Origin of the sequence: Runella sp. (assembly GCF_027484545.1) — a bacterium.
GTDB lineage: Bacteria > Bacteroidota > Bacteroidia > Cytophagales > Spirosomataceae > Runella.
The window spans coordinates 1-20327 of the sequence record NZ_JAIXST010000078.1 but is presented as its reverse complement, the minus strand read 5'-3'; the positions used below and the strand labels follow the sequence as shown (position 1 = coordinate 20327).

The window sequence follows — 20327 nt, the reverse complement described above, 5'->3', positions numbered from 1 at the left end:
ATGAAAAAATTAGGCTTCATTTTGATGGCATTCAGTTGGGTATATTCAAAGCCAGTAATCGCACAAAATCAAAAAGCAATCATCACTGTTTCAAACCCCACTTCGTCAGAACGAAAGGAAGAAGTTGTGGCTATTGCTTGGAAAGATATTTTACTAAAATACCCAAGCATAGATACATCCAATTTTAAGATAATTAATAACCTCGCCAAAAAAGATGTGCCTTTTCAATTTGAATTTCGGGGCGAAAAAACCATTCAAAATCTCTTAGTCCAAGTAGATTTAGCGGCGAATGCTTCAACTAAACTTTTGATTCAGAAAGGAAAATCAGGTACTTCTGTCACAAAAACCTATGGGCGTTATGTACCCGAGCGTAAAGATGATTTTGCTTGGGAAAATGATAAAATTGCTTTCAGAATGTACGGAAAAGCACTCGAACAAACCCCCAAAGAAATGGCTTATGGCGTAGATGTCTGGGTGAAAAGTACCAGTAGAATGGTTATTAATGAGCGTTATAAAAGAGGAAAATACCATGACAATCTGGGCGATGGCATGGATTATTATCACGTTGGTTACACCTGCGGTGCAGGAAACGCCTACCCTTACGTCAATGACTCAATCTATTATTCCAAAAATTATGTTCGTTGGAAAGTATTAGACAATGGCCCGCTCAGAACAACTTTTGCATTAGAATACGATGACTGGGACGTGGCGGGGATGAAAGTCAACGCCACCAAAACCATTTCATTAGATGCTGGTTCTCAGCTCAATCGGATTGAGGCTCAATACAAATATGTAGATAAACCAAGTATGGATTTGGTAGTCGGTATCATCAAAAGAAAAGACCAAGGCACTATGTTATTGGACGAACAACAAGGCATCATGGGCTATTGGGAACCACAAATGGGCGAAGATGGCATAACGGGTGTAGGAACCATTCTTTCTACCCCAATTATTAAAATGAAAGTTAGCAATACGCAATTATTAACCCAAGCTACCTCGCAAAAAGACGTTCCATTTGTGTACTACACAGGGGCAGCTTGGAACAAAGCAAATGTAATCACCTCAGCCACAGCATGGTTTGGCTATTTGCAATCCTACAAAAACCGCATTGAAAACCCACTTAAAGTTACAGTTGAATAAAAATTTTGTAAACAATCAAAAAACATGAAAAAGTATATTTTAGTCCTAAGCATTTGTTTTGCAATTGCCTCACAAAATGCAGAAGCTCAGAATAAAGAAAAGAAGGAAAACAAAGAAGGAAAAGTCTCAGCCATTGACCACGCCAAAGCTCAGTTTGATTATGCTTTTGAAGAGTTCGCAAAAGTAAAAGCCAGTGGTGCAAAAGGCGTAAGTCCAAGAACAACCAAAGGCGACACCTTGGTTTTAGTGGCTTCAAAAGACTGGACAAGCGGCTTCTTTTCTGGCAATTTATGGTATATGTACGAACTTACCAAAGACAAAAAATGGCTCGAAAAAGCCAAAGAATTTTCTGCACCCATCGAGCAAGAAAAAACAAATGGCGTTACGCACGACATGGGCTTTAAAATCTATTGCAGTTTTGGCAATGGGTATCGTCTCACAAAAGACCCAAAATATCGTGACATCATGATTCAATCGGCTCGCACGTTGATTACTCGTTTCAATCCAACTGTTGGCTGTATTCGCTCATGGGACCACCACGCCGAAGTATGGGATTTTCCGGTAATTATTGACAATATGATGAATCTTGAACTACTATTTTGGGCATTTAAAGAAACCAAAGATTCTACTTTTTATAAAGTAGCTGTTAGCCATGCCAATACAACCATGAAAAATCATTTTAGACCCGATTTTAGTTCGTACCATGTTATTGGTTACGACCCAAAAACAGGTCAGGTTACAAAAAGAAATACCCATCAAGGATTTAGCGATGAATCTTCTTGGGCAAGAGGCCAAGCTTGGGGGCTTTATTCCTACACCATGTGTTATCGTGAAACAGGCGACAAAAAGTATTTACAGCAAGCCGAAAAAATCGGGAATTACATCCTCAATCACCCCAGTATGCCAAAAGATTTAGTGCCTTATTGGGACTATAATGCCCCAAAAATACCCAACGAACCAAGAGACGTTTCGGCTGCTACAATCACCGCTTCGGCTCTTTACGAACTCAGTACAATGGTTCCTGAGAAAGCAGTTTTATATAAAGAAACGGCCGACAAAATCATGAAAAGTCTCAACAAAACTTACAAGGCCGAACCACTAACAAACAAAGGTTTTTTATTGATTCATAGCACGGGTAATCTTCCAGCAAAATCAGAAATTGATGTCCCTATCGTATATGCTGACTACTATTATTTGGAAGCTTTGTTGAGAAAAAGAAAATTGAATAAGTAAAACTTGAAAGATATGATTCGTTACATTTTCACGCCATTATTTACGCTGTTTTTCTTTGCACAAAACATGCAAGGACAAAACACACAACGTTTTAAAAATGAAGTATTTGCTTCCATAGATTCTCTAAAAAATATTCAATATGGCGAAGCTAAAAACATCAAGGGTGAATCCGAAAAATTACTGCTCGATATTTATTCACCAACTTCTGACACTTTAAAAAAACGCCCTCTCATTGTATTCATTCATGGCGGTGGTTTTGTCAATGGCGATAAAGCAAAAGGTTTTCAAATGCTATTTAGTCGAAGTTTTACAAAACGTGGTTATGTAACAAGCTCTATCAATTATAGATTAGGAATAGAAAAACCAAAATCTGACACCTCGTATTTTGAAGCAATGATTCGAGCCGTTCAAGATGCCAAGGCTGCCATTCGTTTTTTTAGAAAAAACGCTGAAAAATACGGCGTAGATACTACCAAAATCTATGTTATGGGCGGCTCGGCTGGCTCTATGACTGCCCTGCAACTGGCGTATTTGGACCAACAGGAAGTACCCAAATACATCAATATTCAAAAACATGGTACGTTAGAAGGAACAAGTGGTAATGCGGGTTACTCTTCAAAGGTACATGCTGTAGTGGACTGTTGGGGGGCAATGGTTGACTATCATTGGATTCAACAAGGTGATATTCCCATGTTTAATATTCATGGAACTGCCGACGTCACTGTGCCTTTTGATTCTTCATACGCTTATCATGGTTTTAAATACGGCAGCAAAATTTTGTATGAAAGAGCCTTAGCCATAGGCATTCCGACAGGCATACGACTGTATGTGAACGCAGGGCATAACATCGGAAATGAAAATCAATTAGATGCGTTAAAGGAAGTAAATCAATGGCTTTTTGCACAACTAAATAGAAACGAAGATTCAAAGGGAATATTAAGATTTGAAAAAGAAATTCAAGAATTTGAAAAATTAGATAAAACGGAATCCTATTCATCAAATGCCATTTTAGTTACTGGAAGTTCCTACATCCGTTTATGGAAAACCATCAAGCAAGATTTAGCCCCACACGAAATCATTCATCGTGGTTTTGGAGGGTCTAATATTGGAGAAATGGCTTATTACATTGACCGAATTATGGCTAATCACGCTTTCAAAGCCATCGTTTTTTATTCTGGAAGTAACGATATTACGGCAGGAAAACAAGATAAAACTCCGACCCAAGTTTTGGAAGCCTTTAAATCTGTCGTACAAAAGGTGCGTCAAAAACACCCAACTACGCCAATTTACTATATTGCTATTTCACCAAATGAACGCCGTTGGGCAGTTCAAAACAAAATAGTAGAAGCAAATGAGTTGTTTAAAAGCTACTGTCAAAATACACCAAACCTGCATTTTATTGAAACCATGCAACAGCTTTTGGGTAAAGATGGAAAATACCAGCCCGAAATGTACATCAATGACAAACTACATTTTAACGAAAAAGGCTATAAGGTTTGGACAGAAATAATAAAAGGTGTGTTAGACAACGATTTTGCAACAAACAGTTCTTCGACACTTCTATTAAATGAAGGGATTTTGGCGAAAAACCTTAAAGCCATTACCAATAATACTGACCCTTCTAAAAAACAAGCACTAAAAAATCTTTTGAAAAGTGCTGATAAGATTGTTAAAGAAGGAAAATTGTACTCGGTAATGCACAAAAAGCAAACCCCACCCAGTGGCGACAAACACGACTACATGAGTATAGGGCCGTATTGGTGGCCTGACCCTTCAAAGCCAAACGGATTGCCGTATATCCGACGTGATGGCGAACGAAATCCAGAATATTATGAAATAACAGACTCGGATGAAATGGATAAAGTCGAAGACGATGCTGAAACTTTGGCTTTGGCTTATTTTTTCACAAAAGACGAACACTATGCCGAATTTGCTTCCAAAATCATCAAAACATGGTTTTTGGACAAAGAAACCCGCCAAAATCCAAATCTAAACTTTGGACAGGGAATTCCAGGAATCAATACAGGGCGAGGCATTGGACTCATCGAAACCCGTGCCTTAAACCGAGTAATTGACGCTGCTATTTTATTGCAAAACTCTAAAAACTGGTCAAAAAAAGACCATGAGGATTTAAAAAAATGGTTCATGGATTTCTTGACATGGACTTTGGAAAGCCCACTGGGCATTGACGAAGCCGACGAGCATAATAATCATGGAACGTATTATGATGTTCAGATTATATCCTATGCACTTTTTACAGGTCAGAATGATTTAGCAAAAAAACAGATAGCAGTTACAAAAAAACGCATTGAAAGTCAGCTTAAACCCGATGGCAGTCAACCACACGAATTAGAACGCACCACCTCTTGGGGGTACGTGAACATGAATTTAATGGGCTTTTTTCATAATGCACATTTAGCTGAACATCTAAATATTGATTTGTGGAACTACCAGACTGCCGATGGCAAAAGCCTTCAAAAATGTGTGAATTGGATAATACCTTATCTAAAAAAAGAAAAAACTTGGAATTATAAGCAAATCAAGAAAATGGAATACGGCGAAACCGTCAATATACTTAAAACAGCAGCAAAAGCTTATTCCAATCCTGCTTATGATAAATTGGCAAAGGAAGTCGATGAAACGATTTACAATTCATTTTTAGGGCAATTAACCTTTTAAAATAGGACACAATGATAAAGGCTATTCAAGTTTTTGTACTTATAACTTTTTTTTTAACACCAGTTTATTCGCAAGAATTATCTAAAAAAACACCCAATGTACTTTTCATTGTAGTTGATGATTTGAACACTTCGCTTGGTTGCTATGGAAACAAAGAAGTTTTTTCACCAAACATTGACCGTTTAGCTGCAAAAGGGGTGCGTTTTGACCGTGCCTATTGCCAATATCCGTTGTGCAATCCAAGCAGGGCATCATTTCTAAGTGGTAAAAGACCCGAGACTACGGGTATTTATGTCTTAAATGTTTCAGCCAGAACAGCCCTGCCCAATGCCGTGATGTTGCCTCAATATTTTCGCCAGAAAGGGTATTTCACAGCAGGGGCTGGTAAGGTTTTCCACAATGCTAAAATGAGTGATGTTGCTTCTTGGGATTTTTACGAAGATAATCCAAGCCAAGATCCAGAAGAAAAAAGTGCCGTGGATACTCGCCAAGGTGGAGGAGACGGCAAACCAAGTTCTTTGGCACTGTCATCAGACGGTTCAAGAACTCGTGACGCACACAATACCCAAACTATTTTGAGATTTTTGAGGGAAAAAGTAAATGAAAAAAAGCCCTTTTTTTTAGCAGCAGGTTTTCACAAACCGCATTTGCCATGGACTGCCCCAAAACGTTTTTTTGATTTATATCCAAAAGACAAAATTTCTATTCCAGCCGAACCAAAAATGTCTAATGTCCCACCAATTGCTTTACAAACTGAGCTATCAGGTTTTTCTCAACCCAACAGAAAAGAAGCGATTCAAGGATATTATGCCTGTATTTCATTTACAGATTCACAAATTGGGCTTTTATTAGATGAAATGGATAAACTTTCTTTATGGGAAAACACCGTCGTGGTTTTGGTGGGCGACAATGGATTTCACCTTGGCGACCATGATGGTCTTTGGGCAAAGTTAAGTCAATTTGATGCTTCTACCCATGTGCCGATGATTATGGCTGGGGCTGGAATTCCAAAAGGAAAAGTTGTCAATTCGCCAGTAGAACTTTTAGACATTTATCCAACTTTAGTGGCATTAAGTGGCGGGTCAACTTTACCAGTTTTAGAAGGAAAAAATTTAGTCCCCTTTTTTAGTGGAAAAAACAGAATCATTCCACCTGCAAAAAGCATGGTTTTTCATTATGACAGTACCCAAAATGTAGATGTTTTAGGCAGAACTGTCATTAATAATCAATGGCGATATACGGAATGGGATGGCGGCAAAAGAGGCACAGAACTCTATATTCATAAAAATGACCCGAAAGAATATATCAATCAGGTGAACGACCAAAAAACTCAAAAATTTGCAATAAAAGGTAAAGCGGTTATTGCAAATTCACAAGTACCTAAAACCGCAGAGGCCAATCGCCCCAGGGCATTGTTAAAACCGGGAATGAAGACAAATTGAGTAAACTATTTATTTAAAATGAAAAATTACAAATCTATCAAACTCAGTTTTTTATACTTTCTAATGTATCTTTCATTAGAAAGTATTGGGCAAACAAATAACGAAATCTCTGTATTTTCAATTGAAAATAAAATAGAGTTGAGAGCTACCTTTTCTACTGATATTAAGAAAGTTTATGTAAAAATAAAGTCAGACAGAAATAACAGAATAACAAAAATAACTGACATTTCACCAAAAAATCCAGACCCAAGTACAGTTGTTCCAAGTCCACGACCAAATAAAGAAATATGGTATCCTGTTGTAGATTTAAGATTGCAAAATGGTGTAAAACCCGTTGTCCAATTGAATGAAAAGCCAACATTGTGGGCATGGAACCAACATTTCCACAAAACTATTTATCCAAATGAACAAATACTCTATTTGGCACCACATCTTTTAGAAGATTGGGAAAACTCATTGTATGTAGAGCCTGCCACAGTTAAAGTACAGGATTTTTATTTTTTACAAGAAGTTCCGCTCATCAACGGACAATTTAGATATAATATCGAACCACTATCTGAAACTTGGTCGGGTACCGTCGAAGTTAGCTATCTTCAAAATAGTAAAACTGAAACACGCACACAAAAGATTGATTTTACAAAAAAATTAAGCGTTTTCACAAAACCGAAGACAGATGATTTATCGTCTAAAAACGTTAAGTTATCCCTTAAAAATGCCTTAGAATACATTATTCGTTCTCAAAATCACAATCCAGCAAGCCCAACTTATGGCAGTTTGAATCTTTTTTATGACATTGAAGCCCAAACTTACCGTTCCTCTCATTGGATTTGGGGCGCAGGGCCAGCCATAAAAGCTTTATTGGAAGCGACCAAAATTCAAGATTTAAATCTATCGAAAAACACAACAGAGTTAATCAACATTGCCGATGCAATAGGTCAAAATGGCTTATCCCTCCGCATTATGGATACCAAACACCCTGTTTACGGCGTGCCTATTTCACGCTGGCGCAGAGACATTATTTTGCCCGATTTTGGTTATCAACATTGTGTTGCTACTTCCGATGCTAATTTTTTGTCAGGATGGGGTTGGCTACCGCTTTATAATTTTACAGGTAAAAAAGAGTATTTGGACGCTGCCAAATTATTAGCCGCCACGACAGATACTTTGATGAAAAAATATGGGCTTATTCCACAAGATTTTTATATAGATGAAAATAAGTTTTCGGTACACACCATTGATGAATCGGGCTTTGGAACAGAGGGGTTAGCCGAATTGTTCGCCGTGACAAAAGACCCGTATTATCAAAAAATGACAGACCGATACATGAAAGAACACATTAAAAAACTAAGCCGTGCTGATGGGCTTTGGGAACGGGGTTGGCACAAAAAAACGGGTGTTCAAACGTCTATAAAAATGACCCGTGGCTTAGGTTGGGCAATGGAAGGCCTGTTGGCAACGCACCGAGCTGTTCCCACAGGCGAATATTTGACATTAGCCAAAAAAATGGCAGACCAAATGCTTTTATGGCAAAAAAAAGAAGGCTGTTGGGCTTTCATCGCCGATGAAACCATAGAAAAAGCGGGGGCGAGTGAAAAAGGAACAGCCCTTTGGAGTTATCTTTTGTATCAAACCTACAAAGCCTCTTCGGATAAAAAATACCTAAATGCTGCCCGAAAAGCCTTGACTTGGTGCATCAACAATCAATACGATGGACCCGACTTGCAAGCCAAAGGCGGTTTAGTTGGCGTAAATTTACACTCGGCAGTGGGCGCAGCTTTCAGACCGTGGTATCCTGTGACATGTGCTTATTCAGCTGCATTTTTCTCTTTAGCTTTGATGGAGGAGTTGAAATTGGGGAAATGATTTACTTTTTTACCCCCTCTGTATTTCACCTTTTTTACAGAACTAAATAACAACGTGATGAAAAATCAAACAGCAAGAAGAAATTTTATAAAATCAATGGTATTTGCACCTGCGTTGACATCTTTTGATTTATATCGTACAAAAAAAGTGCCAAAAACCCTAAAAAGAGATTTTTAAAAACCAGTTTAAATGCCTTTTCTTTCAACGACCCGTTGATGGCAAAAACCATGAACCCCATAAAAGAATATTCATGGGATACGATTGCGACATGGATGGTCAAAGACATCAAAGAATGTGTCGAATACGGTCAAAAACACGGTGTTATTGACGCCATTCAAAACCACAATGATTTTATTCAAACAGCAGTTATCGAAGCTATATTCCACTTGAAACACTTGGCAAAGGCGACCCAAAAGTGAAAGTGGCTAAGTTTATTGAAGAAGTGAGAGATGCGATAAAATGAGCATTTTATACCTTAAAAATACCTTTTTTATGGAGGGGAAACTTCACGACCAATTAAATTATGAAAATAACAACTACAATACTCTGTTTTCTCATAACAAACATCCTTTGTTCGGCACAAAAACAAACGGCCGTTCAACTAAACGTCCATTGGCAATCCTATTTGGCGCAACACGATTTAGTGTGGGATAAAATGCCCGCCGACTATTTTGAAGGGGCTTTTGTCGGCAATGGTTTATTGGGAACGATACTTTTTAAAGACGATATAGACACCAATGCGCTGCGTTTTGAAATTGGCAGAACGGACGTGTTTGACCACCGTACAAAAGAACCGAGTGCCTATGAAACTTCGCGTTTGCCCATTGGGCAATTGCTTTTAAAGCCTGTCGGCAAAATCATAAAAACATCAATCTGCACTGATTTATGGAACGCTGAAATCAGAGGCGAATTGACTACGACCGAAGGCACACTGTCTTTTCGCTGTTTTACCCCTTCGGAAGAAGAATTGATTGTGGTCAATATGACAACAACGGGCAATGAAAAAACGGTAAAATTTCAATTCCGACCACAATTAGCACAAAGCGCACGCTACATTGCAAAACGGGCAATGGGTTTAGAATTGAATGTAAAATATGAACAAAACCCACCTTTTCGCACAGAAATAATGGACGCTATAGAAGTCGTCACGCAGCCTTTGTTGATGGGCGATGATTATGCAACGGCGTGGAGCGAAAAAACTAATGCCGATAATTCACGAACCGTTTTGGTGACAGTTGCCAATCGTTGGGGCAAATACCGCAAAGCCGCTTCGGGTTCGGCGATGGATGCGGTAGCTACGATAAAAGCGGGGCTACAGAAAAAAGTCAGCGATATGGAAAAAGCCCACCGAAATTGGTGGCACAACTACTATTCTGCAAGTTTTATATCTATTCCAGATGCCCGTTTGGAAAGTTTTTATTGGATTCAATTGTACAAATTAGGCAGTGCGACCCACCCCAATCGGCCTGTGATTGACCTTTTGGGGCCTTGGTTCAAGCCGACTTCTTGGCCCCTCGTGTGGATGAATTTGAATGTGCAACTCACGTATTTTGTGTTTGGCACTGCCAATCACGCGGATTTGGAAGATAATTTATACCAACTGATTGACCGTCATAAAGACCAACTCATCGCCAATGTTCCCGCAGCTTTTCAAGCCGATTGTGCAGGTGTTAGAAATCCTGTTAACTACGACGATATGTACAATCCACTGTTTTTATCGGACGACAAAAATAATGATAAAGAATTGAATATCATCGTTTTACCATGGCTGATGCAGATGTATTATGTACACAACAGCCGCATTGGGGACGATGTACGTTTGAGAAATGCGATTTATCCCTTGATGCGGCGGGCGTTCAATGTTTATTTACGCATTTTGTATAAAGGCGACGATGGTTTGTACCATATTCCCTACACCTATTCCGATGAATACGGTAATGCAAAAGAAACCAGTCTCAATATTGCCTTAGCTCGGTGGGGTTTTAAAACATTGATTTCGATAGCTGAACGCTTGAAAATTGACGACCCTTTATTGCCCCGTTGGAAAGAAACGCTTGCTAAAATGCAGGACTACAATACAGATGAAAACGGCATAATGATAGGCAAAGACGTGCCTTTTGCGAAACCCCATCGGCATTATAGCCACCTTTTTGCAATTTTTCCATTGTATGACATGACGATTGAAAACGAACCCAATCGTATTCCGATGATGCAAAAATCTGTTCAACATTTTACCGATTTAGATGGCGACAATTGTATTTATAAATTTTCAGGCGCATCGTCTTTGTGGTCAGCTTTGGGCGAGGGCGATAAGGCGTTGAAATGGCTCAATCGTTCCTTAGAGTTATTACCCCGATTTGCAGAACCGCCTGCCCCGAAACGCACGCCAACGGCTACACCCAATACTTTTTACAGTGAAAGAGAAAACCCCACATTTGAGTCGCCTATTTCAGCGGCACGCAGTATTTTAGATATGTTGATACAAAGTTGGGGTGGAGTCATTCGAGTTTTCCCTGCGATACCTTCAACTTGGCAAAATACCGAGTTTTTTAACCTACGTACTGAGGGGGGCTTTTTAGTCAGTGCTGTTAGTAAAAATAGTAAAACTGAGTTTATAAAAATCCAAAGTCTTGCAGGAGACCCCTGTTTGATTAAAGCAGATTTTATGGGTGAAATAAAACTGATTGCGTCAAAAACTGTCAAAATGAAACAGCACGATGGCGTGGTTGAACTGAATTTAAAAAAAGGAGAAGAAGCGATACTTTACACAGGTGAAAAACCAAAGGATTTCATAATTTCATCTTTGCCAATGAAAGTAGAAGATATGAATAATTGGGGTGTGAGAACTAAAAAACCTTAGATTTTAGCAGACATACGGAGGGGGGTATTTTACAAAGCGTTAAAAATCAATTTTTTATGAAAATATTTAAACAAACCAAATCCGCTCTACTCTTGCTCACAGCGTTGAGTGGTATCGTTTTGTGCAGTTTCTTATCGCTGAAAAAAACAGAAACGGCAAATCCTCGCCCCAATATCATTATCATCATGGCAGATGATATGGGCTTTTCGGATATTGGTTGCTACGGCAGCGAAATCAGCACACCCAATATTGATAAATTAGCGGTGAATGGGATTAAATTGAGAAGCTTTTACAATGCAGGTCGTTGCTGTCCGACACGCGCATCTTTACTGACGGGCAATTATTCTCATGCGGTCGGCATGGGCGGCATGGTGTCTTTTGAAGATGAAAAAGTAGAGAAAGGCAGCTATCAAGGTTATCTCGACCCGAGTGTGCCGACAATTGCCGAGCGACTACATGCGGCAGGATACAATACCTATATGACGGGCAAATGGCACGTCGGTGAAAGCCCAGAACATTGGCCTCTTAAACGGGGTTTTGATAAATATTTCGGCTTGATTTCGGGTGCTTCGAGCTATTTTGAGGTTTTAAAAGAGAAAAGAAAACGTTTTATGGTCTTGAATGACCAAGAATATGTGCTTCCTACTGAGGGGTATTACGCCACTGACGCTTTTACCGACAAGGCGATTGAATTTATTAATCAGGCAGGCAAAAAGGCCAATCCGTTCTTTTTATATCTCGCTTATACTGCGCCGCATTTTCCGCTTCATGCCTACGAAGAAGACATTGCCAAATATGAAAAATTCTACCTACAAGGTTGGGATGTGACCCGTGAAAACCGTTTCAAAAAAATGCAGAAATTGGGTTTATTGGACAAACGTTATGCGCTTACGACTCGCCCAAATAATATTCCAGCTTGGAATTCAGTGCAAGACAAAGCCACTTGGGCAAGGAAAATGGCTGTTTATGCAGCGATGATTGACAGGATGGACAGAAATATTGGCAAATTGATAAAGAATTTAGAAGACACGAAGCAGTTAGACAACACATTCATCGTCTTTTTATCGGATAATGGCGGCTGCGATGAAAATGTGGACGATAGAAAACTCGGCTTACCCACTAAAAGGATCGGGGAGCGGGGTTCCTACGGCACGTATGATTATCAATGGGCAAATGTCTCGAATACGCCTTTCAAATTGTATAAAAAATTCACCCACGAAGGCGGTATTATCAGCCCTTGTATCATGCACTGGCCCGCTAAAATCAAACCGAAAAAAGGGTATATGGATGCCCCAAGTCACGTCATTGACCTTTTGCCGACAAGCCTTGATTTGGCACAAGCCCCTGCCGCTACAAATATTCATGGTCAAAGCCTAAGCTATCTTTGGACGGGTAAAAAAGCGAATCCAAGAACACTTTATTGGGAACATCAAGGCAATGAAGCGATTAGAACAGGCAATTTTAAATTAGTAAAAGAAGCAGATGAGGCCGATTGGGCATTGTACGACCTCGAAACAGACCCAAGCGAAAATAAGAATATCGCTCAACAATCTGAAAAAAAAGTCGCTGAAATGAGCATTGATTTTGATGTTTGGGCTAAAAAAGTAGGTGTGAAACAAAGTAAGAAAAAGGTAAAAAAATGAAAAAAAAAGATAAAACACCCGTAACTCGTCGTGCATTTGTAAAACAAACGGCTTCAATCGCTTTGGGCTCTTCCGTACTTTCGGGGATACCCCTCCGTATTTTTGATGAAAATAAAATCATTTATCAAGCCATGGGTACGCGGGTCGGTGAAGTCACGGATACTTCTGCCATTATTTGGACGCGCTTAACTTCAGTGCCTGTTCGCAATAACAAAGGTGTACTTATTCCTGGACGTATGAACGATTATCCCCAAGGCCAATTACCAGTTGTCACCGTTCCTGTTGAGCAACTCGAAGGTGCTTGTCCTGGTGTTTCAGGCTTTGTGCGGGTTCGTTATGGGGTAGATGAAAATTTAAAAACAGCTCAAACGACTGAATGGGTTGAAGTATCAGAAAGCACCGATTTCATTCATCATTTTACTTTGGAAGGTTTAAAATCCGATACAACTTACTATTACGAAAGCGAAGCGACCACCAACAAACGCAAAAAAGGACGCGAAACATTTAAAGGCAAATTTGGAACCGCACCTGCCGCTGACACACCCAGCAATTTTCGTTTTTGCTTGATGACCTGTCAAGGCTATCCCGACCGTGGGCATCCAGATGGGCACAATATTTATCCAGCGATGCTGGCACTTAAACCCAAATTCACTTGTCTGACAGGCGATTTGGTCTATTATGACAACGATATGCCAAGGGCTTTTACAGAGCGATTGGCGCGTTACCATTGGGAACGCATGTTTAGTTTGCCTCGTTTGATGGAATTTAACCGCAATGTCGGTACATATTGGCTAAAAGACGACCACGACACCCTTGATAATGACTCTGAACCAGGTGCAAAAATGGGTGATTTTACATTCGCACAAGGGCAGAATATTTTCTATCAACAAGCCCCCATGTATGGAAATTCTCCAAGTTACCGCACTTTCCGTTGGGGACAAGATCTACAAATTTGGCTGACGGATGGACGGGATTTTCGTTCTCCCAATGAAATGCCCGATGGTCCCGAAAAAACGATTTGGGGCAAAGAACAAAAAGAATGGTTTCAAAAAACGGTCAAAGAAAGCACTACTACATGGAAAGTGCTTGTCAGTCCAACACCTTTAGTGGGGCCTGACCGTCCGCAGAAGGATGATAATCATACCAATAAAGGTTTCAAACACGAAGGCGATGAATTGCGAAATTGGCTTCAAGCGAATGTCCCAGATAATTTTTTCGTGATTTGTGGCGACCGTCATTGGCAATACCATTCGGTGCATCCCGAAACGGGTCTTAATGAATTCAGCATCGGTGCAGCAAGCGATGAGCACGCAGGTGGTACGCCAGGTGAAAACAAAGCCTATCACCGTTTTCATTTGGTAAAAGGCGGTTTTTTATCGGTTGATTTAAAACGAATAGACAATAAAAGTAGCATTACTTTTCAACACCATGACATTCATGGGGCAGTTGTTTATGAATGGAAAAAGGAAAGGACTGTTTAATTTTTCAATCATTTTTGGCTTGCTACTGATTTTTTAGAAATAGTTTAAACTGCAAATCTTTTTTATGAAAAAAACCACTACCCTTTGGACTTTGGCTTTATGCTTACTTGTTTTAGGCCATGACCTTTTTGCACAAAAAACAGAAAAACCCAATATTCTTTTCATCGCTGTAGATGATTTAAAACCATTGTTGAGTTGTTATGGTGAAAGCCAAATGATTACGCCCAATATTGACCGATTGGCCAAAATGGGGACAGTTTTTATGAATAATTACTGCCAGCAGGCTGTTTGTGCCCCTACCCGAGCCAGTCTTTTAACTGGCCAACGACCTGATTATACCAGAATTTGGGATTTGAAAACCCAGCTCAGAGACATGGTTCCCAATGTAGTTACCCTCCCTCAATACTTTAAAGAAAATGGCTATACTACAGCGACGATTGGTAAAATGTTTGACCAACGTTCGGTTGATAAAGGAATGGATGTACCTTCTTGGAGTATTCCAGCAGTATCCTATGGAAAATTTCCGAGCAATTATGCCGCAGGCTTTGAAAAACCTGTAAACGGCTATCAGTTGCCTGAAACGAAAGCAAAAGTTGCCAAAATTGAAGCTGATGCCAAAAGTCGAGGGCTTACAGGCACAGAATTAACTGAATATTTGGCAAACAATAAAGGTCCAGCTGTAGAGTCGGCAGATGTGCCAGATGATGCCTACATGGATGGCGTTGTCGCTAAAAATGCCATTGAAATGCTCGGGAAGTTTGCCAAAGACCAAAAGCCATTTTTCTATGCTGTGGGTTTTGTTAAACCACATTTACCTTTTATTTCGCCTAAAAAATATTGGGATTTATATGACCGTTCAAAAATCAAGATTTCTGGTGTTCAACGTATGCCCGTAGGAGCTCCCGATTATGCAGCTCAAAATTCAGGGGAATTATACAATGCTTATATGCAAAGCAATTTTGAACATTTTGATGCCAAAGCCACGCCACAATCAGAGGCTATTCAACGAGAGTTAATTCATGGCTATTATGCGGCAGTAAGCTACATGGATGCACAGGTAGGAAAATTGTTGGATGAATTAAAAAAACAAGGCTTAGATAAAAACACCATCGTTGTTCTGTGGGGCGACCATGGTTGGCATTTGGGCGACCACGGACTTTGGTGCAAACACGATAATTATGAACAAGCCACCAAAGCCCCACTTATCATTGCATCGCCAGCATTTAAAGGAAATCAAAAAGCCCAAGGATTAAGTGAGTTTGTAGATATTTTCCCAACTTTAACCGAAATGGCAGGTTTAAAAACACCCGCAGATCTAGCTGGTAAAAGTTTAGTTCCAGTTTTGAAAAATCCTGAGATTGAACTAAAATCATTTACCCAAAGTCAATATCCAAGAAAAGGCGACAAAATGATGGGTTATACGATTCGGACAAAACGCTATCGTTATGTGGCTTGGTACGAACAAAATTACAGAAATACAATCATTCTATCGACTGCAAAACCTGTCGCAGTGGAATTGTATAACTATCAAAAAGATGCTTTGGAAACTGAAAACTTAGCATCAAAAACAGAATATAAGGCTGTGCTGAAAGACCACGAGAAATTGATGTCAGAATTTTTAACAAATCAAAAGCAGTCGAGATAAAATTCTTAATCAAAGGACTCAATAACAAATACCAGATGAAAATTTTTGCCAAAATATTGATTATTTCCGTACTATTTCCAATTGTTGGAATTGGACAAAGTTCGTTATTTAAGACTATAAGCCCAATTCTTAGAAGCCAAGTGTTAGGAAACGCTAAAATTGCGATGACCGAGAAGCCAATCACGGTTACTGCTCAACAATGCGAACGTTCGGCAGGTGGGCTACATGATTTTTATTCGGAAGGTGATTATTGGTGGCAAAACCCAAACGACCCAAATGGGCCTTACATCCAAAGAGATGGGCAGTCAAACCCCAATAACTTCGTGGCACATCGTAAGGCAATGATTCGGTTCAGTCAGATAATTGGTACTTTGGCCTCGGCGTACATGCTAACCAAAGACGAAAAATACGTCAAGAAAGCGTTTGAACATCTAAATGCTTGGTTCATTGACGAAAAAACCTACATGAACCCCTCATTGCTTTATGCCCAAGCCATCAAAGGAAAAGTAACAGGACGTGGTACAGGCTTGATTGACATGATACAAATGATGGAAGTGGCACAAGGTGTACTCGTGATGCAAAATGCCAAAGTTGTCAATAAACAAGACTTAGGGAAGGTAAAAGATTGGTTTTCTAAGTATTTAGTCTGGGTAAATTCACATCCTTACGGCATAGAAGAACGTGATGCAAAAAATAACCACGGAACGTGTTGGGTAATGCAAGTAGCCTCATTTGCAAAGCTTACTGGCAACCAAGAAATGCTTGATTATTGTAAAAACAGATTCAAAACGGTCTTAATGCCCAATCAAATAGAAAAGGACGGCAGCTTTCCGCTCGAACTTAAAAGGACTAAACCTTATGGCTATTCGCTCTTCAATTTAGATGCCATGACCACCGTTTGCCATGTACTTTCTGATGAAAAAGAGAGCCTGTGGGATTTTGCGTTAGAAGATAGCCGAACCCTCAAAAAAGGGGTAGAATTTCTCTATCCTTTTGTAGAAAATAAAGCCACTTGGAAAAGTTCACAGGATGTAATGTACTGGAATGAATGGCCTGTGGCACAGCCTTTTTTGATTTTTGGGTATCAAAAATATAAAGAAAAGGCTTGGTTGGATACTTGGAAAAAACTCGAACATTTCCCTAAAAACGATGAAGTAATTCGGAATTTACCAATACGTAATCCGTTGATTTGGGTATTTTAACGAATATTAGAAGTAGAGAATATCGGTACTCAACTAACAACTATCTATTTCAAGTTTATAATTTTTTACGTTCAGTACAGTGTTTTAAAAGTTATTTTTTCTCTCTCGCAGATTTACGCAAATCTAAAATCCGCTGATACTCGCTGATTTCCGCGAAAACGTGCGACCGTCCGAGGCTGTGGGTTATTCAGCCAAATCAGCGTATATCTGCGAGACATAGAATTAATAATAAAACAGTGTATTTAGCTATTACCGAATAAATAAATGTTTCAAATCAATCAAATTTAGCAACGATGTTTTTAAAAATAATCAAGCTCTCCATTTTGATGATGAGTGTTTTGTTTATCTTATCTTCTTGTAAAAAAAGTGATACAATTGATAATAGTACGCCTGCAACCGAAAACCTTTCGCCTAATATTCTCCTAATAATAGGCGATGACATTGGGATAGATCCATTTAATGGATTTTCAAATTTTGGCACACAGAAGGCAAAAACGCCAACATTAGACAAATTGGCGAAAGATGGCTTAATTTTTACGCAAGTATATGCCAATCCTTTATGCTCTCCAACAAGGGCTACCATTTTATCGGGTCAATACGGATTTCGGACTGGTGTTGTTCGATTGCCTACACCTAATGCGGGGGGTATTAAGCTGACAACTACATCAATACAACAATTTATTGAACAAAATACTTCAAACAAGTACGCCGATGCTGTAATAGGCAAGTGGCATTTGTCCGACAATACCAATGGAGGACCATCTAACCCCAACAAAATGGGTATTGATTATTTTGCAGGATTTATGGGTGGTGAAGTGACCGATTATTATAAATGGCAAAAAGTTACGAACGGACAAACTACAAGTTCAACAAATTATACAACAACAGAATTTACGAACGAGTCAATTAACTGGATAAAGAATCAAACCAAACCATGGTTTTTATGGTTGGCACATAATGCCGCTCATTTTCCTTATCAAGAGCCACCAAATAACCTAATAACCAGCACGCCTACGAATACAAATTTGTCAAAATATCTCGCTTCAATTGAGGCGATGGATACAGAAATTAATCGCTTATTACAGAACATTCCGAAGGCTCAGTTGGACAATACAATCATTATTTTTTTAGGTGATAATGGAACACCAGAAGTACTTGCTCAAAGTCCTTTCACAAAAGACACCTCAAAAGGGTCTCTTTTTGAAGGTGGTGTACGAGTTCCAATGATTATTTATGGCAAAGGCGTAAACAGAAAAGGAATAGATGCTTCCTTAATTAATACAACCGATTTATTTGCAACAATTGCCGACATTGCAGGAACAAACATAACTACTTATCAAGACTCAAAGAGCTTCAAGTCATTATTAACAACACCCAATAGTTTTGCCCGTGATTTTACTTATGAAGAGATTGATCATGTTATGAACCCCGATACTAAAAACGGAACTACGTTTCGAGATAAACAATACAAATACATTAAAACAAAATCTGGTGCAGAGTATCTTTTCGATTTAACAAAAGATGAATCCGAGCAAAAAAACTTAGCACAAGATGCTAATTTTAAGACAATTAAAGATAATCTTGCCTTAAAATTAGCATTAGTCCAAAAATGATAATTAATGTACTGAGTTACACATCTGATAACAACGATTCAGTAAACAAATTACCCTTAAAAATTAAACATAAACCTTTGAGCAGCCATTGAATTGACCATTTTGTCGCCATCGTGGGCCACATTGGGTACTACTTCAATTTGATGAATTTTCTTTTTGGTTGAAAAAAGCTGAATGTATTCATAAAAAAACTGTCCGCGTTCCAGACGAAAACGCCCTTGAAGGTTGCCACCACAAGATTTGTCTAAACTACTATCGTTCATATTGACATCATTTCCGCCAAGTATAAACACAACGTCTCGGTTCAAAAATTGATTTTTGATGGTTCCGATTCCTGCCTTAGAAGCATAGGGATTTAGTTTTTCAGTGCCTCGTGGATAGTCATTGAAACTACTACAACCTGTTGTATCAGGTCTGGCAAAAGTCAACCCTGAATTTGTTTTCATCGGCCTTCTATCGTCTAAGTATAAATAGCTGGAGGGATTCATCACAATGAAGCGAAATTTGTATTTCTTCTGTATAGTAGGCATTGGTGTCATACCTACATAACGTGAAACAAATTGCCCACCAGCCGAATGGCCTACGATAAGGATATTTTTAAGTTTTGGAAAAAGCTTTTTGTTGCAAACTCGGGCAATCATAGAATCTATTAAGCTAAAACTGCTAAAGGTATCGTCCATTTTACGCTTTTTACTCGACACCGACTCGTCGCCTACTCGCCAATTGTTATTTGTCCAAAACAAATGGTTAGCATCGTGTTTGTGGTCTTCCAAATCTTTTTCAGAAGTAAACTGAGGGGATATAAACAGGGTTTCATTCGTTTTATTGGCTGCAATGACCGCTTTTTCACCCCATTCGTAGTAGTCCAATCCGTTTCTTCTGGCCCCATGAATGTAGATAACCAATTGAGTAATGTTTTTATTTGATTCGGCAATGGCGTGATTACTGGCGTATCTTAACGAATAGGTTTTTGTATTTTTAGTCACACTAAATGTGTTTGGGCAAGCCCTTTCTATGGCCTGTGGTTTCTCATCTTGTGCAATTCCTTCTTTTGACAAAAGCAAAATGAAGAATAAAATGGGTAAAAGTGCTTTCATAGTTTTTACGATTTTTAGAAAAAGACCTTCAAATTTTAAAACTTAAAGGGCCTAAATTATCAATTTAGTACTGACAATCAATCAAAGAAACACCCCTTATTTATAAACTTCTCAGTGCGGTCAGAAAATACCAAACCGAATGTCCTTGATTACCCGACAGCACACAAATTATTTTGGACCGTTACGGTTGGCCACAGCCAATTACGGCCAACAGGGACGATAAAGCCAATATTGTAGCATTTGCCGTGTTGCAAAAACTCCATGTATTTTGAGTTCGCAGTCTCCCTTCGGAAGACAACAAACAACGAGGGCTTCGCCCAAAACGAATGCTTAGTTATTACCAGTTGGCGTTCTGTCCACCGTGCCTGTAAACCATTGTCGTTATTGACTTTCTCTGTCATTTTTTATTGGCTGTGTATTGCGTTTTTT

General features: G+C 39.1%; 14 protein-coding genes. 12 read left to right on the top strand and 2 right to left on the bottom strand.

What is annotated here, in order from left to right:
* The 12 genes from Q0081_RS07100 to Q0081_RS07045 all read left to right on the top strand — a co-directional run bounded on the left by Q0081_RS07100 (position 1) and on the right by Q0081_RS07045 (position 18801).
* Positions 1–1140, top strand: coding sequence for a DUF4861 family protein (locus tag Q0081_RS07100; protein WP_298350722.1), 1140 nt, complete (start codon positions 1–3; stop codon positions 1138–1140).
* 24 nt (positions 1141–1164) lie between these two features.
* On the top strand, positions 1165–2373 hold the full coding sequence (locus Q0081_RS07095) for a glycoside hydrolase family 88 protein (RefSeq protein ID WP_298350719.1): 1209 nt from the start codon (positions 1165–1167) through the stop codon (positions 2371–2373).
* A gap of 12 nt (positions 2374–2385) precedes the next feature.
* Positions 2386–5052, top strand: coding sequence for an alginate lyase family protein (locus Q0081_RS07090; RefSeq protein ID WP_298350717.1), 2667 nt, complete (start codon positions 2386–2388; stop codon positions 5050–5052).
* Positions 5053–5063: 11 nt separating this feature from the next.
* Positions 5064–6494, top strand: coding sequence for a sulfatase (locus Q0081_RS07085; protein WP_298350713.1), 1431 nt, complete (start codon positions 5064–5066; stop codon positions 6492–6494).
* A gap of 420 nt (positions 6495–6914) precedes the next feature.
* Entirely contained in the window at positions 6915–8357 is a 1443-nt protein-coding gene (locus Q0081_RS07080; RefSeq protein ID WP_298350711.1) for a glycoside hydrolase family 88 protein, read from the top strand.
* A 227-nt stretch (positions 8358–8584) separates the two neighbouring features.
* Entirely contained in the window at positions 8585–8776 is a 192-nt protein-coding gene (locus tag Q0081_RS07075) for a hypothetical protein (protein ID WP_298350709.1), read from the top strand.
* A 104-nt stretch (positions 8777–8880) separates the two neighbouring features.
* Entirely contained in the window at positions 8881–11217 is a 2337-nt protein-coding gene (locus Q0081_RS07070; protein ID WP_298350707.1) for a glycosyl hydrolase family 95 catalytic domain-containing protein, read from the top strand.
* Positions 11218–11273: 56 nt separating this feature from the next.
* Complete coding sequence (locus Q0081_RS07065) at positions 11274–12860, top strand: arylsulfatase (RefSeq protein ID WP_298350705.1); 1587 nt, start codon at positions 11274–11276, stop codon at positions 12858–12860.
* Complete coding sequence (locus Q0081_RS07060) at positions 12857–14341, top strand: alkaline phosphatase (RefSeq protein WP_298350703.1); 1485 nt, start codon at positions 12857–12859, stop codon at positions 14339–14341. The genes Q0081_RS07065 and Q0081_RS07060 overlap by 4 nt, the downstream gene beginning before the upstream one ends.
* Positions 14342–14405: 64 nt before the next feature.
* Positions 14406–15986, top strand: coding sequence for a sulfatase (locus Q0081_RS07055; protein WP_298350700.1), 1581 nt, complete (start codon positions 14406–14408; stop codon positions 15984–15986).
* A 164-nt stretch (positions 15987–16150) separates the two neighbouring features.
* On the top strand, positions 16151–17188 hold the full coding sequence (locus tag Q0081_RS07050) for an alginate lyase family protein (RefSeq protein WP_298350698.1): 1038 nt from the start codon (positions 16151–16153) through the stop codon (positions 17186–17188).
* A 293-nt stretch (positions 17189–17481) separates the two neighbouring features.
* Positions 17482–18801 (top strand): sulfatase-like hydrolase/transferase, encoded by a 1320-nt coding sequence (locus Q0081_RS07045; protein ID WP_298350696.1) that lies wholly within the window; start codon positions 17482–17484, stop codon positions 18799–18801.
* Between the two features lie 56 nt (positions 18802–18857).
* On the opposite strand, the gene Q0081_RS07040 is transcribed toward Q0081_RS07045, so the two are convergent.
* The gene (locus Q0081_RS07040) at positions 18858–19898 is read right to left on the bottom strand and encodes a hypothetical protein (RefSeq protein WP_298350694.1); all 1041 of its coding nucleotides are present in this window, start codon (positions 19896–19898) and stop codon (positions 18858–18860) included.
* Positions 19899–20047: 149 nt separating this feature from the next.
* Complete coding sequence (locus Q0081_RS07035; RefSeq protein ID WP_298350692.1) at positions 20048–20299, bottom strand: hypothetical protein; 252 nt, start codon at positions 20297–20299, stop codon at positions 20048–20050.
* Between the last annotated feature and the right edge of the window lie 28 nt (positions 20300–20327).

Excerpts from the sequence above, each read along its gene's own strand:
- Q0081_RS07055 (WP_298350700.1), top strand. The coding sequence starts at position 14,406 with ATGAAAAAAACCACTACCCTTTGGACTTTGGCTTTATGCTTACTTGTT.
- Q0081_RS07095 (WP_298350719.1), top strand. The coding sequence starts at position 1,165 with ATGAAAAAGTATATTTTAGTCCTAAGCATTTGTTTTGCAATTGCCTCA.
- Q0081_RS07050 (WP_298350698.1), top strand. The coding sequence starts at position 16,151 with ATGACCGAGAAGCCAATCACGGTTACTGCTCAACAATGCGAACGTTCG.
- Q0081_RS07090 (WP_298350717.1), top strand. The coding sequence starts at position 2,386 with ATGATTCGTTACATTTTCACGCCATTATTTACGCTGTTTTTCTTTGCA.
- Q0081_RS07045 (WP_298350696.1), top strand. The coding sequence starts at position 17,482 with ATGTTTTTAAAAATAATCAAGCTCTCCATTTTGATGATGAGTGTTTTG.
- Q0081_RS07035 (WP_298350692.1), bottom strand. The coding sequence starts at position 20,299 with ATGACAGAGAAAGTCAATAACGACAATGGTTTACAGGCACGGTGGACA.
- Q0081_RS07065 (WP_298350705.1), top strand. The coding sequence starts at position 11,274 with ATGAAAATATTTAAACAAACCAAATCCGCTCTACTCTTGCTCACAGCG.
- Q0081_RS07040 (WP_298350694.1), bottom strand. The coding sequence starts at position 19,898 with ATGAAAGCACTTTTACCCATTTTATTCTTCATTTTGCTTTTGTCAAAA.
- Q0081_RS07060 (WP_298350703.1), top strand. The coding sequence starts at position 12,857 with ATGAAAAAAAAAGATAAAACACCCGTAACTCGTCGTGCATTTGTAAAA.
- Q0081_RS07075 (WP_298350709.1), top strand. The coding sequence starts at position 8,585 with ATGAACCCCATAAAAGAATATTCATGGGATACGATTGCGACATGGATG.
- Q0081_RS07085 (WP_298350713.1), top strand. The coding sequence starts at position 5,064 with ATGATAAAGGCTATTCAAGTTTTTGTACTTATAACTTTTTTTTTAACA.
- Q0081_RS07100 (WP_298350722.1), top strand. The coding sequence starts at position 1 with ATGAAAAAATTAGGCTTCATTTTGATGGCATTCAGTTGGGTATATTCA.
- Q0081_RS07070 (WP_298350707.1), top strand. The coding sequence starts at position 8,881 with ATGAAAATAACAACTACAATACTCTGTTTTCTCATAACAAACATCCTT.